The sequence below is a fragment of the Rhodococcus sp. NPDC003348 genome, assembly GCF_053589375.1.
This window is the reverse complement of sequence record NZ_JBSFRT010000004.1, coordinates 69,032-84,529: the sequence shown is the minus strand read 5'-3', so window position 1 is coordinate 84,529 and position 15,498 is coordinate 69,032. Positions and strand designations below refer to the sequence as shown.

The window sequence follows — 15,498 nt, the reverse complement described above, 5'->3', positions numbered from 1 at the left end:
CCCCGGACCGTCCGGACAATTCCGACTGAACGGAACATTCAGTCGATCCGATCGACTGAACGCTGCCGTTCACTCGGTCCGGAGCGGACGAGTTCAGCGGTTGCCGAGGTCGGCGGTGATGCCGTGGGCCCGCAGGTGCGCCTCGACCGCGGCGGCGTCGGGGACGGCGATCGCCAGCAACACCTCCCGGACCGCCTCCGCGGCCGGGGTGCTGAGCGCGGCGAGCGGGGCGGGGTCCGCGGCCAGGTAGGCGGCGGGGATGTCGTCGCCGCGCAGTGCCGCGACGGTGGCGGCGAGGATCGCGATCACCTCGCCGCCGTCGGCGGCGTACGAGACGAAGCCGGCGTCGGAGTGGGCGAGAACGGCGAGGAAGTCGGCGACGTCCTCCGCCGCAGATCCGGCGGGCAGCACCGGGTGGGCACCGGCGGCCGCGATCCGTTCGGCGGACTCGGCGGCCCAACCCCGCCCGGCGGCACCGGGTTCGACCCGCACCGCGACCGGGGCGGGCAGCCGCACCGGATCACCCTTGGCCAGGGCGAGCGCGTCGTCGAGGTGCTCGAGCGGGCAGTCGACCTCGATCCGGGTCAGGTCGGGGGCGGACCCGGGCAGTGCGTCGGGGGCGATGTCGAGTCGCAGCCACAGCGGACCGTCACCCGCCTCCACACCATCCAAGCCGCTGGCGGTCAGCACCGGCGGGCCGAACAGTACGCCGCGAGCCCGGCCGCGGAGAGCGGCGCCGCCGGGGCAGAGCTCGGAGAGCAGGCCCGCGAACGGGGGCTGCGATTCGCGCGGGGCGGGCGGTTGCAGGTTGAGCAGGGTGGCCACGGCTCCACGGTATCCCCGGGCCGAACTCTTGCGCGGTCCGGCATGCCTGATCTAACTTAGGCATGGCTAACCTATTGTGACCGTCGCCGCATCCGCGTTGTACCGCACCCGCAGGGGATCGAAAAGGAGCACCGCATGACCGCCGCCACCACCCTCGGCCCGTCCACCGCCGAACGGGTCCGCACCGCGTGCGTCCGCGCCAAGCAGGCGGTGCTCGCCGTCGACGGCAGCGAACCGGTCACCGTCGCGGTCCACCACCTCCGTTCCGGGGGCGACGTCGTCCTCGCCGTTCCGGACGGTGTCGCGGTCACCGCGCTGACCTGGCAGGCCGGCCGCGCCGGACTGCCCGCCGTCCTCGAACTCACCGACCACGCGCCGCTCGCGCTCCGCGAACCGGTCCGCTCCCTGGTGTGGCTGCGCGGCACACTGCACGCCGTTCCCGCCGAGGCCACCCGCGCGCTCGCCGCCGCCGTCGCCGCCGACAACCCCAACCCGGACCTGCTCGACGTCGGACACACCACGACGCTGCTGCGACTGGTGCTCGACTCGGCCGTCGTCGCCGACAGCCACGGCGCCGAACCGGTCCCGCTCGCCGACCTGCTCACCGCCACCCCCGACCCGTTCTGGTCGGTCGAGGACTGCTGGCTCGAGCACCTCGAATCCGACCACGGTGACCTCGTTCACCAGCTGGCGCAACGCCTTCCGTCGAGCATGCGCAGTGGACGGGTACGCCCGCTCGGGCTGGACCGCTACGGGATCCGGCTCCGCGTCGAATCCCCCGCCGGCGACAACGACGTGCGGCTGTCGTTCCCGGAACCCGTCGACGACCCCGCCGGACTGAACCGCGCGCTCCGCATCCTGGTCGGCTGCCCGTTCATGAACGGACTCCGCGCCCGGAAATAGGCGCTACGCGCTCGTGCGCGTTTTGCGGGTCCAGGGACTCCGAATCCACTCACGGGCGGCGAAGCCGCCTAATCTCAGACCGTGACCCGGCTCGACGACTGGCTCCGGCCCTCCCCACCCCGACAGACCGAACCGCCGCTGGACGCCAAGGAGCGTCGCGCGCTCTGGTTCGAGGTCACGATCGTCCTGCTCGTCACCTTCGGCCTCAGCGGCTTGTCCGGCGTCCTGTCGCTCGTCGAGACCGCGATGGCCCCCGGGCAACTGTCCGACCAGACCGTCGCGCTGAACACCTCCCGCTCGACCGTCGGCTGGATCGACCTCGGCCGGCAACTGCTCGGCATCGCCCGGCTGTGCGCCTGGGCGGCGCTCGGGCTGTACCTGCTCTGGCGCAGCGGCCTCGGACCCGAGCGGATCGGCCTCGGACCGCACCCGCGGTGGCGCCGCGACCTGCTGCCCGGCGTCGGACTCGCCGCGCTGATCGGGCTACCCGGGCTGGCCCTGTACCTGGCCGCGACCGCGATCGGGGCGAACCTCACAGTGGTGCCAAGCACCGTCGACGACCACTGGTGGCGACTGCCCGCGCTGGTGCTGTGGGCGCTGGCCAACTCCGCCGCCGAAGAAGTCCTGGTCGTGGCCTACCTGATCTCCCGGCTGCGCCGGCTCGGCTGGGGCGAGAACGCCGCACTCGCGGCGTCCGCGCTGCTGCGCGGCAGCTATCACCTCTACCAGGGCATCGGCGGGGGCCTCGGCAACGTGGTGATGGGCCTGGTGTTCGGCCGATATTGGCAGCGGACCGGCAAACTCTGGCCGCTGGTCGTCGCACACTGGCTGATCGACGCGGTCGCGTTCGTCGGCTACACGCTGCTCCGCGGCCACCTGTCCTGGCTGCCCTGACCAGTACAGTTTCCGGTGTGAACGGCGACAGTCCCCGCAACCGCGACCCCCGAGACCCCGCAGCGGGTCGCGGCGGCGACCCACGCCGGTCGCAGTCCTGGGATCCGGGACCGACGCCGCCGCCCCGTCCCGCCGGCGGGCCGCCCCCGCCGCGGAACGGCAAGGTGCCGCCGCCGCAGTACCCACCCCGCCGACCGTCCCCTCCCGCTCGGGACCCACGGCAGGACCGCTACCGCGACATGCCGCAGGAGCCGACCCGGGCGATGCCGCCGCGAGACAACCGAGCCGCACCGCCGCGAGACAACCGGGCGGCACCGCCGAGGGAAAACCGGGCGGCACCGCCGCCGGAGGGCACGCAGGTGATCCGCCGCGACGGCCGTCCGGCCGCGCCGGCCCGCGCGTGGTCGCAGGACCCGGACGCCCGGCCCCTCGCGCCGCGGTCGTCGCAGCAACCACGCCCGCGGTCGGCGTCCGGCTACGCGCCGACGCAGACCCCGCAGCCGTACACCGAGGGCGCACGCCCACGGTCGGGCACACCGGTGCCGCCGCCCCCGCGCCCGGGCCGCCCGGCGACCACGCCGCCTGCGGAGCCCCCGAGGCCCCGCCGCCGGCCGCACTGGGGACGCCGGATCGGGGTGACCGCCCTGGTGCTGCTGCTGGTGATGATCGGGTCGGTGGTGTACCTGGATGGGTCGCTCAATCGGATCGACGCACTCGCCGACTATCCCGGGCGGATCGCGGACACCCCCGGCACCAACTGGCTGCTGGTCGGGTCGGACAGCCGAACCGGACTGACCCCCGAGCAGGAACAGGAGCTGGCGACGGGCGGCGAGCTGGATTCGAAGCGCACCGACACGATCATCGTCGTGCACGTCCCGAAGAGCGGCGGCGCGACGATGGTGTCCATTCCACGCGACTCGTACGTGAACATCCCCGGCTGGGGCAAGGACAAGATCAACGCCTCCTTCGCCATCGACGGCGGCGGCCCGCAGCTGCTCGTGCAGACCGTCGAGGAGGCGACGGGCCTGAGGATGGACCACTACGCGGAGATCGGGTTCGGCGGATTCGCCGGCATCGTCGACGCGATCGGCGGCGTCCACCTGTGCGTGCCGTACGCGATCGACGACCCGCTCGCGGGGATCAACCTGCAGCCCGGTTGCCAGGACCTGACCGGGGCGCAGGCCCTCGGGTTCGTGCGCAGTCGCGCGACGCCGCTCGCCGACCTGGACCGGATGAACAACCAGCGCCTGTTCATGTCCGCGCTGCTGGACCAGGCCACCAGCATCGGGACGCTGATCAACCCGTTCCGGCTGTGGCCGCTGGTCACCAAGACCGCGGGCACGCTGCAGGTCGACAACGGCGACCACCTCTGGAACCTGGGCGGTCTCGCGTGGGCGATGCGCGGCGACCTGGTGACCACCACCGTCCCGGTCGGCGGGTTCGAGGACGTCGCCGGCTCCGGAAACGTCCTGCTGTGGGATCGGGAGAAGGCGTCCCGGTTCTTCGAGGCCCTCGCCAACGACGAGCCGGTGCCCACGGACCTCCTGACGACGAACTGATCGGACGGCAGCGGCGGCGAGTGCGCCGAATCCGTGTGCCGGGCATGCGATCCGGGGCAGTCGACGGATCCCATGACCCGGCTCGCCGGCCGGTCGCGGCCCGCGCGACGGTACGCTCGACCGCATGTCCGAGATCAGTGAGCGCAGCGGGTTCCACGCCCTCCTGCATGCGCAGATCCGCAACGAGTTCACCGCCTCACAGCAGTACATCGCGGTCGCGGTGTACTTCGACAGCCACGACCTACCGCAGCTCGCGCAGCGCTTCTACTCACAGGCAAACGAGGAACGCAACCACGCGATGATGATGATCCAGTACCTCGTCGACAACGACTTGGACGTGACCATCCCCGGCATCGACGACGTCGTCACCGAGTTCTCGTCGGTTCGCGAACCCGTGGAACTGGCCCTGCGGCAGGAACAGACGGTCACCGACCAGATCACAACCCTCGCGCGCACCGCCCGCGACACCGGCGACTACCTCGGCGAGCAGTTCATGCAGTGGTTCCTCAAGGAACAGGTCGAGGAGGTCGCCTCGATGACGACGCTGCTGGCGATCGTGGACCGCGCCGACGGGAATCTGTTCAACATCGAGGAATTCGTCGCCCGCGAAATGAACTCGACGTCGACCCCGGACCCGGCGGCGCCGCGGCCGGCGGGCGGCGGCATCTGACGGAAAATGGGCATTTCACCGCGATTCGGGAAAGTCAGGCACCCGGAAAACCTGGTCTTACTGCGCACGAAAATAGGGTGAACTCAGTTAGGAAACACTGCCCTCAATAAGGATGCGCTTGGATGCGTAGTGCTCTGACCAGCGCTATTGTCGCTCTCATGCCCACTCCGGATGACGCGAACCAGACCAAGTTTCACGCCCTCCTCCACGATCAGATCCGCAACGAGTTCAACGCCTCGCATCAGTACATCGCGATCGCGGTGTACTTCGACAACGCCGACCTCCCGCAGCTGGCGCGGCACTTCTACGCGCAGGCCGTCGAGGAACGCAACCACGCGATGATGATCGTGCAGTACTTCCTCGACCGCGACATCGAGGTCGAGCTGAGCGGCATCGATCCCGCGCGTTCGCACTTCGAGAGCCCGCGCGAGCCCATCGCCCTGGCGCTCAAGCAGGAGAAGGCCGTCACCGAGCAGATCGTCCAGCTCGCCAGTACCGCCCGTGACGAGGGCGACTACCTCGGCGAGCAGTTCATGCAGTGGTTCCTCAAGGAGCAGGTCGAGGAGGTCGCCTCGATGAACACGCTGCTCACCGTCGCCGACCGCGCCGGCACCAACCTGTTCGACCTCGAGGCGTTCGTTGCCCGCGAGATGAACGGTGCGGCAGGCGAATCCGTCGGGGCACCGATCGCGGCGGGCGGGGCGCTGTAGGCACGGTCCGCTTGGACACGTGCACCCACACTGCTGACACCGGCCCTGGGAACTGTAGCGGGGTTACAGTTCCCCCGGGCCGCTGCCGTACCCTACGAGGGTGCCACCCGAGCCGTCCGAGAGCCTGCCCAGCATCACTCCGCCACGTCAATCGCGCAGTCGCGCAACGATGGAACGAGTGCTGGCGGCGGTCGAGGACCTGCTCGCGGACAAGCCGTTCGAGCAGATCACCATCGCGGAGATCTCGGCTCGGTCGAGCAGTTCCCCGACCTCGATCTACGCCCGGTTCACCGACAAGAACGGCCTGCTGCTCGCCGCCCACGAGCGGTTCAAGCACGAGGCCGAACAGCGATTGGTCGATCGCCTCGGATCCGAGGACACCGCGGCCCTGACACCCGCGGAGATCTTCGACCTCTACGCCCGCGCACTCGTCGAGACCTTCGGTGAACACCACAACCTGCTCCGAAGCGTCGTGCTCGCCGACAGCGACGTCATGTATGCGCGCGCGGCGGAGCTGATGGCGACCACCTCACGACTGCTGGCCAACCGCCTGCGGCCCGAGATCACCGTGGACCAGGACACCGGCGAACGGTGCATCGACTTCGCGGTCCGCACCGTCACCGCCGTGCTGCAGCAGCACGTCATCTTCGAGAACCGGACTCCGGGCCGATTCGCGCTCTCCGACGACGAAATGGCCGCACGTCTGGTCGAGATCCTCACGGCGACAACGGCACCGATATTCGGGTGACACCCACCTCCGGCCGTTCGGCCAATCCCCGGCGAGTCACGTAGCCCTCACGAAATTCCGGCCGTGTCCGATCCGGACTCATCTCGGACACGGCAACCCCTCCTGCCCCGCGCCTTTGGGCCCAGGGTCGACAGCACGTGCCCAAGCACTATTGACTGTAATGGTAATCCAATTACACTTTGGGCGCATGAACCCTCCCTCCCCAGTCCTGATCCTCGGCGGCGGGCCGGTCGGACTCGCGGCCTCGCTCGAACTCGCACGCTTCGGTGTCGCGAGCGTTCTCCTCGAACAGCACGAGAGCGTCGCATGGCACCCGAAGACGCGAAACTTCAACACCCGCACCATGGAGATCGCACGGCACTGGGGCCCCGAGGTGTACGCGCGGCTGCGCGACATCGACACCCCGCCCGGGTGGAAGAGCCCAATCCGGTTCTTCGACTCCGTGCTCGGACGCGAGTTCGGCACCATCGTCGCGACCGGCTTCGAGGGACCCGGACCCACGATCAGCCCCGCCCAGCCGGTGATGTCCTCCCAGGACCTGCTCGAGAAGATCCTGCTCGACGCGGCCGCCGCCACGGGCCTGGTGGACGTGCGCTTCGGGCACCGCGTCACCGGGGTCGTCTCGGGGTGGGCCGACGACGACGAGACCACCACCGTCGAGGTGACGGAACGGGCGACCGGTCGCGCGTACGCCCTGACCGGGTCCGCCCTGGTCGCCGCAGACGGCGCCACGAGCCTGGTCCGCGACCAGCTCGGCATCGAGCTCACCGGCGAGAAGGCGATCCACCACTTCGTCAACTGCTACTTCCACGCCGACATCGAGGAGCACATCCCGGACCGCCGAGGCGTCCTGCTGTTCGTCGCCAATTCCGGTGCGGCAGGTGTACTTCAACCGCTCGATGCCCGCGGGCGCTGGCTGTGCCAGATCCCGGTGGCCGCCGAGGACTGGTCCGACGACGTGTACCAGGACGAGGACTGCCGGCGATGGGTACGGGCCGCGGTGGGCAAGCCGGACCTCGAGGTCGAGGTACGCAGCATCGGTCGGTGGCAGATGAACGCCACCGTCGCCGACCGATTCGTTCAGGGCCGGATCGTCCTGTGTGGCGATGCGGCCCACCAGTTCCCGCCGACCGGCGGTCTGGGCGTCAACACCGGACTGCAGGGCATGCACAACGCGATGTGGAAGCTCGCGCTCTGCGTCACGGGTGCCGCCGACTGGTCACTGCTGCACACCTACGACACCGAGCGGCGCCTGCCGTCGCAGCGCACGACCCGGCAGTCGTTCGACAACCACAAGAAGGTCCAGCAGATGGGCGCCGCCCAGTACAGCGGACAGTCGGACCTGGACGTCGAGACCGTGTTGCGCGAAACCCGCAGGTACGGAAACCATCTCGGTGTCGAGTTCGGGACGGTCTACGACTCGTTCGCGGTCGTGCCGGACGGTACCGCCGCCCCGGTCGTCGACGACGACTACTCCGACTACCAGCCGAGCGCGACGCCGGGCTGCCGCGCGCCGCACGTCTGGCTGGGACGCTCCGGCACCGTGTCCACCGTCGACCTCTTCGGCGCCGGCTTCACCGTCCTCACCGGCCCGGGCGGCGCCACGTGGCGCGGCGCCGCTGAGCGCGCGGCCGGCAAGTACGCCGTCCCGGTCCCCTGCTACCACGTCGGCGACCCGGGGCTCGAGGACGACCGGATGGAATTCCTGGAGGCCTACGGGATCGGCGATTCGGGTGCGGTGCTGGTGCGTCCCGACGGATACATTGCTTGGCGCAGTGCCGATCTCGCGTCCGACCCGGTTGCCGAGATCGACCGGGTCGTCTCGCAGATTCTGGCACACGGCGGAGGTGACCGCATGACCTCGACACCGGACCGACCCCGGATCGACCATTACCCCACCGTCGAGGGGCGCTGGAATCCACCGAACGACGACTCGCTGACCGTCGCGTTCCTCGGCACCTCCAGCCTGCTGATCCGGGCGGGCGAGACGTCGGTGATGATCGATGGGTTCCTCTCCCGGCCGTCACTGCAGCAAGTGCTCGGCGGCCCCATCGCGCCGGACCCGGCGGTCGTCGACGCGTGTCTCGAGCGGGCGGGGGTCGACGCGCTCGACGCCGTCGTCGTGGTCCACTCGCACTACGACCATGCCTTCGACGCGCCGGTGATCGCCGGCAAGTTCGGCGCGCCCCTGATCGGTTCGGCGTCGACGGCGAACATCGGCCGCGGGTACGGGCTTTCGGAGGAGCTGCTGCGGGTCGTCGGGGACGGCGAGACCGTCTCGTTCGGCAGCTTCGACATCTCCTTTGTCGAAACTGTCCACTGCCCCGGTGACGTGTCGCCCGGCACGATCGACGAGCCGCTCGTCCCGCCCGCCACCGCGGATGCCTGGCACTCGGCCGAGTGCTACACCCTGCTCGTACGTCACGTGAGCGGGACGGTGCTGGTCCAGGCCAGCGCGAACTTCGTGCCGGGCAAGCTCGAGGGCATCTCCGCCGACGTCGTGTATCTCGGCATCGGAATGCTCGGCAAGCAGGACGCGGCGTTCCGGGACGAGTACTGGGATCAACTGGTGCGGGCCACCGACGCCCGCAGCGTGATCCCCGTGCACTGGGACGACTTCATGACCCCGTTGCTCGACGGCCCCCTCCAGCCCCAGCCCTACCTGATGGAGGACGTCATCCCGTCGATGGACTTCGTCTTCGAGCAGGGCCGGCGGGACGGCGTCACCGTGCTGCTACCGACGTTGTGGACGCCACTCGCACCGCTCGCGGGGCCCCGGACCGCCATTACCGAATCGAGGGAGCAGTCATGAAATTGGTCGTACTGGGCGCCGCAGGCAAGGCAGGACGCCGAGTGGTGGACGCGGCGGCCGGCGCCGGCCACGACGTGCTCGCCTGTGCGCGCAGGCCCGGGGCGATCACCCCGCGGGAGGGCGTCACCGTCCACATCGGCGAGGTCACCGACATCGACGACCTCGCGCAGGCCGTGACGGGCGCCGACGCCGTCGTCAACTGCATCGGCCCGGTGCTGAGCCTGAGGTCGATACGGCGCGACGACACCACGCGCACCACCCTGCCTGCGATCGTCACCGCCATGCGGCGCGCGGGCGTCGCCCGCCTGGTTCAGCTGTCCGCGTTCGGGGTCGGCGACACGAGGGCGAAGGCGTCCGTCCTCGCGAAGTTCACCTCGAACACGGCGATGCGCGCGATCTACCACGACAAGGACTTCGCCGAGTCGCAGCTGACTGCGTCAGGGCTGAACTGGACCACGGTGCATCCCGCACTCCTGGCCGAGGGGCCGGTCGACCCGCACGTGACGGTGGTGCCCCTCGCGGCGGCGCCGCGGCTGAAGGGCCTGCCCAAGACCAGCTTCGCGACGATCGGGCAGCTGCTCGTCGACGTTGCGGCTCGAAACGATTACGCGGGCGAGAAACTCGTCGTCGTACCGTAGAGCTCCGCTGCCTACGCGCCCATGCCCTCGTAGTAGCCGCGGATGTGGTCGAGGATCCGGCGTTCGGCCAGCTGCGGATCGCCCGCCTCGACGGCCTCGACCAGGCCCCGGTGCTCGTGCCGCAGCCGGGTGCAGGTGGTCGGCCACGCCGTCGCGTCCACGCCGCCGACGACGTACGACTCGATCGACTCGCGCAGGCCCGTCATCATCGCCGCGATCACCTGGTTCCCCGCCGCGTCGGCCAGTGCGACGTGGAACTGGGAGTCGAGGATCAGGAACTCGGTCGCGGAGAGCGTCTCGTCGTCCATCGAGTCGAGCAGTTCGACGGCGGGCGCGAGATCCGGCGCCGGACGCCGCGCGGCCAGCGTCCGCATCACCTCCGATTCGAGGACGAGGCGGGTCTGCACCACATCGGACACCGGAAATCCTTGCGCGGCAACCTGCATCCGCATCAGCATCGACATCCCGCCGGTGGGCCGGGAGACGATCATCGCGCCCGCGTTCGGGCCAGAGCCGGTCTGCGCGCGCAGCAGACCCAACGCCTCCATCACGCGCAGCGCCTCCCGCACCGACGAGCGTCCGACGCCGAGGTCCGCGGCCAGCACCCGCTCGCCGGGCAGGCGCTGACCGGGGCGCACCTCCCCGGCGACGAGCATGTGCTCGAGCCGCGCCAGCACCTGCTCCCAGGCGCGGGGGCTGGCTTCGGGTGACGGCTGTGCGGACATGAGACGTCAGCCTAGGGCGTGTCGCCCGATCCCTCTCGGATGCACCTGGCGAAACGATCGTCGTCCGGCAAGGCGGAGGAGAAGCCGATACCGGGGTTGTATCGGCGCCGACGACAACGCAGCGGGGCGGCGGTTGGGCGCCAGGAGCGCCGAAACGGGGATTGGGAGACACGCCCTGTCCTCACGGCAGCATCCAACCCAGCACCGGCGTGGACTGCAGGTACACCAGCGTGCACAGGATCAGCAGCATGCCGAGGCTGTACCCGATCACCTTGCGCAGGAGCACCGGTTCGCTGCCCGCCTGCCCGACGGCGGTCGCCGCGATGGTCAGGTTCTGCGGGCTGACCAGCTTGCCGACGACGCCACCGGAGGTGTTCGCCGCGACCAGCAGCGTCGGGTCGATGCCGGCGTGCTGGCCTGCGGTCTGCTGCAGCTTCGCGAACAGGGCGTTCGCCGAGGTGTCGGAGCCGGTGACGGCGGTCCCGAGCCAGCCGAGGATCGGCGAGAAGAACGCGAAGACGGCGCCCGTCCCGGCGAGCCAGGTGCCGATCGCGACGGTCTGCCCGGACTGGTTCATCACGTAGCTCAGGCCGAGCACGGTCGCGACGGTGGCGATCGACAGCCGCATCTTCACCAGGGTGTGGCCGAACGTGGTCGCCGCGGCGCCGAACGTCATCGGGAACCGGCCGCCGCTGTCGACCAGGGTGTACACCGCGGTCACGACCAGACCGCAGAGCAGCAGCAGGGTGCCCGGGTTCGACAGCCACGAGAACGTGTAGACCGCGCTGGACGCGGGGTCGCCGCTGCCGGTGAGCAGGTTGCCGTACAGGCCGGGCCAGTGCACCTTGCGGTCGGTGCCGGACAGCCAGGTCGGCAGGTCGAACCCGACGGTCCACAGCTTGGCGACACCGAACACGACGACGACCAGCAGGTACGGCATCAACGCGAGCACCACGCGCGACGGGCCGAGCGGTTCCGGTTCGACGTGCGAGCGCTGGTCGTCCGGGGTGGCCGGGCCCCAGAAGCGCAGCATGAGCACCGCGGCACCGAGACCGGCGAGGGAGGCGACGACGTCGGTGAGCTCGTACGAGAAGTGGCTCGAGCACCAGAACTGGGCGAACGCGAATACCGCACCGGTGACCAGGGCGATCGGCCAGACCTGCCGCACGCCCCGCCGGCCGTCGACCAGGAACAACAGCAGCAGCGGCACGAACAGCGCCAGCAGCGGGGTCTGGCGGCCGACGACGGCGGCGATGTCGGTGGCCGGGATGCCGGTCAGGTTGCCGGCGGTGGTGATCGGAATCGCCATGGCCCCGAACGCAACCGGCGCGGTGTTGGCGACCAGGACGGTCACGGCCGCCCGGATCGGCGGCATCCCGAGCGCGATCAGCATCGCGCCGGTGATCGCGACCGGGGCACCGAAGCCTGCGAGCGCCTCGAGCATGCCGCCGAAGCAGAACGCGATGAGCATCGCCTGCACGCGCATGTCGCCGCGACCGATGGAGTTGAACACCCGGCGCAGATCCTCGAACCGGCCGCTGACGACGGTCAGTTCGTAGAACCAGATCGCGGTGACCACGATCCACATGACCGGGAAGAGGCCGAAGGCGATGCCCTGCAGCGCCGACAGCGCGGTGAGCGAGACCGGCATCGAGAACCCGACGATCGCGACCACCGCCGCGACCGCGAGCGCACCGAGGCCCGAGTACCAGGCCTTGAGCTTGAAGCCGGCGAGCAGCACGAAGAACGTCAGCAGCGGGGTCAGGCCGACGAGCGCCGACGCGGTCAGGTTGTGCGCGACGGCGTCGGTGGCCGGGGTGAAGGTCACCGCCAGGTGGTCGGTAGCCACATGTAACTCCTGTGATGGTGCCGCAGGTCGCGGCGGATTTCGACGTCGACTGTGTGGTCAGACCACAGCAAGGTACACCATGACCCCGGTCACAATCGAGACCTGAGCCGAGTTCGGAGCGAATCTTGCGAAATCGCGCTGACCGTGGGTTACTGTGGTCTGACCACATCGACGATTGCGGAGATCCACATGCGAATCGCGCTGTTCGCGACCTGCATCGGGGACACGATGTTCCCGAACGCGGCCAAGGCCACCGCCCTGCTCCTGACCCGGCTCGGGCACGACGTGGTGTTCCCGCCCGGCCAGACCTGCTGCGGGCAGATGCACGTCAACACCGGCTACCAGCCGGACGCACTGCCGCTGGTGACGAACTACGCCGACGAGTTCGGGGACGCGTCCTTCGACGCGGTCGTCGCCCCGTCGGGATCCTGCGTCGGCTCGGTCCGGCACCAGCACGAGATCGTCGCCGCCCGCTACGGCTCGACCGCGCTGCGCGAGCGGGTGGAGACGGTCAAGACCAAGACCTACGAGCTGTCCGAACTGCTGGTCGACGTCCTCGGCGTGACCGACGTCGGCGCCTGGTTCCCGCACCGGGTCACCTACCACCCCACCTGCCACTCACTGCGGATGCTGCGGGTCGGCGACAAGCCGCTGCGGCTGCTGCGCGCGGTGCGCGACATCGACCTCGTCGAACTGCCGGAAGCCGACTCCTGCTGCGGATTCGGCGGCACCTTCGCGATCAAGAACGCTGAGACCTCCACCGCGATGCTCGCCGACAAGATCCGCAACGTCGCGTCCACGGGCGCCGAATCCCTGTGCGCCGGTGACTCGTCCTGCCTGATGCACATCGGCGGCGGCATGTCGCGGCTGCAGATGGGCACCCGCACCATCCATCTCGCCGAGATCCTGGCGTCCGTCGAACCGAAGGAGGTGACCCCGGCATGAGCTCCACCGCCAACCTCGGAGACTCGGGCCGACGCGTCGGACTCGGACTGCCCGCCGTCCCACCCCGCGCCCCGCAGGGCGTCGGGTTCCTGCGTGGCACCGAGCCGTTCCCGAAGGCCGCACACCACGAACTCGCCAATGCGCAACTGCGCCGAAACATCGGCAAGGCCACCCACACCATCCGGGCCAAGCGACTGAAGGTCACCGGCGAGCTCCCGGACTGGGAGGCATTGCGCGACAGCGGCTCCGCGATCAAGACCGAGGTGATGAACCGGCTGCCGGAGCTGCTCGAGCAGCTCGAGGCCGCGGTCGTGGCGCGCGGCGGCGTCGTGCACTGGGCCGCGGACGCGGTCGAGGCGAACGCCATCGTCACCGACCTGATCCGTGCGACCGGCTCGACCGAGGTCATCAAGGTCAAGTCGATGGCCACCCAGGAGATCGAGCTCAACGAGCACCTCGAGACGCAGGGCATCACCGCCTACGAGACCGATCTCGCGGAGCTGATCGTCCAGCTCGGCCACGACAAGCCCTCGCACATCCTCGTGCCCGCCATCCACCGCAACCGGTCGGAGATCCGCGAGATCTTCCTGCGCGAGATGGCCGACGTCGACCCCGACCTCGATTCCGAGCCCGCGCATCTCGCGGCCGCGGCACGGAAGTTCCTGCGGCACAAGTTCATGACGGTTCCCGTCGCGGTGTCGGGTGCGAACTTCGGGATCGCCGAGACCGGCACCCTCGGCGTCGTCGAATCCGAGGGCAACGGGCGCATGTGCCTGACCATGCCGCAGACGCTGATCACCGTGATGGGCATCGAGAAGGTGCTCCCCCGGTTCGCCGACCTGGAGGTGTTCCTGCAACTGCTGCCCCGCTCGTCGACGGGTGAGCGGATGAACCCGTACACGTCGATGTGGACGGGCGTCACCCCCGGCGACGGACCGCAGTCGTTCCACCTGGTGCTGCTCGACAACGGCCGCACCGCCGCCCTGGCCGACGAGATCGGCAGGCAGGCGCTGCACTGCATCCGCTGCTCGGCCTGCCTGAACGTGTGCCCCGTGTACGAACGCACCGGCGGGCACGCCTACGGCTCCACCTATCCCGGGCCTATCGGAGCGGTGCTCACCCCGCAGCTGGCCGGGATGGACGCCCCCGACGACCCGAACGCCACCCTGCCGTTCGCGTCCAGCCTGTGCGGCGCCTGCTTCGACGCGTGCCCGGTCAAGATCGACATCCCGTCGCTGCTGGTCGAACTGCGGCACCAGAAGGTGGAGAAGGCCGGCATGACGGTAGAGCGGGTCGCGATGAAGGCGGCGTCCGTCGCGATGAGCTCCCCGCGGCGATTCACGTTGGCGCAGAAGGCCGCCGGACTCGGCCGGTTGGCCGCCGGGAAGAAGGGCAGGATCTCGACACTGCCGCCGCCGCTGAACGGATGGACCGCGGCCCGTGACATCCCGGCACCGCCGAAGCAGACGTTCCGGCAGTGGTGGGAGTCCGAGGAGGGCCGCGCCGCGATCGCCGACGCGAGCCCGAACGCACGGCCGGAGGCGGACCGATGAGCGCGCGGGAGACCATCCTGGCGCGGATCCGGGACGCGCAGACACTGGCCCCGCCTGCGCCACAGCAGGTTCCGCGCGAGTACCGGACCGGCCGCACGATGCCCGACGCCGAGCGAATCGACCTGCTGGTGGACCGGCTCGTCGACTACAAGGCGCACGTGCACCGCTGCACCCCGGCCGAGCTGCCCGGCACAGTCGCGCAGGTACTGGACGGGATCGGTGCAGGCCGCGTCGGAGTGCCTGCCGGACTGGACGATTCGTGGCTCACGGGATTTTCGGGCGAGGTGGTCGTGGACTCCTCGGACGTCCCGGCTCCGCAGCTGTCGGGCCTCGACGCAGTCCTGACGGCGTCCACCGTCACCTGCGCGGAGACCGGCACGATCTTCCTCGACGGCAGCGCCGACCAGGGCCGGCGCGCGCTGACCCTGGTGCCGGACGTGCACGTATGCGTGGTCCCGGCGGACAGCGTCGAAGTCGGGGTGCCGGAGGCGCTGGCCCGGCTGGTGCCCGAGCGGCCGACGACGATGATCAGCGGACCGTCCGCCACCTCCGACATCGAGCTCGAACGGGTCGAGGGCGTGCACGGCCCCCGCAACCTGCACGTCGTGATCGTCGAATAGGCGCTGCGCGCCCGTGAGTCCTTCTGGCCCCCAAAAGGACTCACGGG

At 70.0% G+C, this 15,498-nt stretch carries 14 protein-coding genes; 11 read left to right on the top strand and 3 right to left on the bottom strand.

Annotated features, from left to right (window positions below):
* Nucleotides 1-93: 93 nt before the first annotated feature.
* Nucleotides 94-825 carry a hypothetical protein gene (locus ACWDU4_RS03905; RefSeq protein WP_450112537.1) on the bottom strand — a complete coding sequence of 244 codons (732 nt, stop codon included), beginning with the start codon at nucleotides 823-825 and terminating at the stop codon, nucleotides 94-96.
* Nucleotides 826-960: 135 nt separating this feature from the next.
* Between ACWDU4_RS03905 and ACWDU4_RS03900 the strand changes: the two genes are divergently transcribed.
* The 8 genes from ACWDU4_RS03900 (at nucleotide 961) to ACWDU4_RS03865 (ending at nucleotide 9,759) form a co-directional block, all read left to right on the top strand.
* A complete protein-coding gene (locus ACWDU4_RS03900) occupies nucleotides 961-1,728 on the top strand; it encodes a DUF2470 domain-containing protein (protein ID WP_450112536.1) in 768 nt (255 codons plus the stop codon).
* Nucleotides 1,729-1,809: 81 nt separating this feature from the next.
* On the top strand, nucleotides 1,810-2,622 hold the full coding sequence (locus ACWDU4_RS03895) for a CPBP family intramembrane glutamic endopeptidase (protein WP_450112535.1): 813 nt from the start codon (nucleotides 1,810-1,812) through the stop codon (nucleotides 2,620-2,622).
* 359 nt (nucleotides 2,623-2,981) lie between these two features.
* The gene (locus tag ACWDU4_RS03890) at nucleotides 2,982-4,181 is read left to right on the top strand and encodes an LCP family glycopolymer transferase (protein WP_450112534.1); all 1,200 of its coding nucleotides are present in this window, start codon (nucleotides 2,982-2,984) and stop codon (nucleotides 4,179-4,181) included.
* Between the two features lie 124 nt (nucleotides 4,182-4,305).
* Complete coding sequence (locus tag ACWDU4_RS03885; RefSeq protein ID WP_450112533.1) at nucleotides 4,306-4,851, top strand: ferritin; 546 nt, start codon at nucleotides 4,306-4,308, stop codon at nucleotides 4,849-4,851.
* 158 nt (nucleotides 4,852-5,009) lie between these two features.
* A complete protein-coding gene (locus ACWDU4_RS03880) occupies nucleotides 5,010-5,561 on the top strand; it encodes a ferritin (protein WP_450112532.1) in 552 nt (183 codons plus the stop codon).
* 169 nt (nucleotides 5,562-5,730) lie between these two features.
* On the top strand, nucleotides 5,731-6,309 hold the full coding sequence (locus ACWDU4_RS03875) for a TetR/AcrR family transcriptional regulator (protein ID WP_450112531.1): 579 nt from the start codon (nucleotides 5,731-5,733) through the stop codon (nucleotides 6,307-6,309).
* Nucleotides 6,310-6,496: 187 nt separating this feature from the next.
* Nucleotides 6,497-9,121, top strand: coding sequence for an FAD-dependent monooxygenase (locus ACWDU4_RS03870; RefSeq protein ID WP_450112530.1), 2,625 nt, complete (start codon nucleotides 6,497-6,499; stop codon nucleotides 9,119-9,121).
* Nucleotides 9,118-9,759 (top strand): NAD(P)-dependent oxidoreductase, encoded by a 642-nt coding sequence (locus tag ACWDU4_RS03865; RefSeq protein ID WP_450112529.1) that lies wholly within the window; start codon nucleotides 9,118-9,120, stop codon nucleotides 9,757-9,759. Before ACWDU4_RS03870 ends, ACWDU4_RS03865 begins: the two co-directional genes overlap by 4 nt.
* Before the next feature lie 11 nt (nucleotides 9,760-9,770).
* Here ACWDU4_RS03865 and ACWDU4_RS03860 read toward each other — a convergent pair whose 3' ends face one another.
* Both ACWDU4_RS03860 and ACWDU4_RS03855 read right to left on the bottom strand, forming a co-directional pair.
* Entirely contained in the window at nucleotides 9,771-10,484 is a 714-nt protein-coding gene (locus tag ACWDU4_RS03860) for a FadR/GntR family transcriptional regulator (protein WP_450112528.1), read from the bottom strand.
* Nucleotides 10,485-10,665: 181 nt separating this feature from the next.
* Nucleotides 10,666-12,333, bottom strand: coding sequence for an L-lactate permease (locus ACWDU4_RS03855; RefSeq protein ID WP_450112527.1), 1,668 nt, complete (start codon nucleotides 12,331-12,333; stop codon nucleotides 10,666-10,668).
* Nucleotides 12,334-12,522: 189 nt separating this feature from the next.
* Here ACWDU4_RS03855 and ACWDU4_RS03850 point away from each other — a divergent pair, with 189 nt between their 5' ends.
* The 3 genes from ACWDU4_RS03850 to ACWDU4_RS03840 are packed head-to-tail and all read left to right on the top strand — an operon-like array spanning nucleotide 12,523 to nucleotide 15,451.
* On the top strand, nucleotides 12,523-13,278 hold the full coding sequence (locus ACWDU4_RS03850; protein WP_450112526.1) for a (Fe-S)-binding protein: 756 nt from the start codon (nucleotides 12,523-12,525) through the stop codon (nucleotides 13,276-13,278).
* Complete coding sequence (locus tag ACWDU4_RS03845; RefSeq protein WP_450112525.1) at nucleotides 13,275-14,831, top strand: LutB/LldF family L-lactate oxidation iron-sulfur protein; 1,557 nt, start codon at nucleotides 13,275-13,277, stop codon at nucleotides 14,829-14,831. Before ACWDU4_RS03850 ends, ACWDU4_RS03845 begins: the two co-directional genes overlap by 4 nt.
* A complete protein-coding gene (locus tag ACWDU4_RS03840) occupies nucleotides 14,828-15,451 on the top strand; it encodes a LutC/YkgG family protein (protein WP_450112524.1) in 624 nt (207 codons plus the stop codon). Before ACWDU4_RS03845 ends, ACWDU4_RS03840 begins: the two co-directional genes overlap by 4 nt.
* Nucleotides 15,452-15,498: the final 47 nt, after the last annotated feature.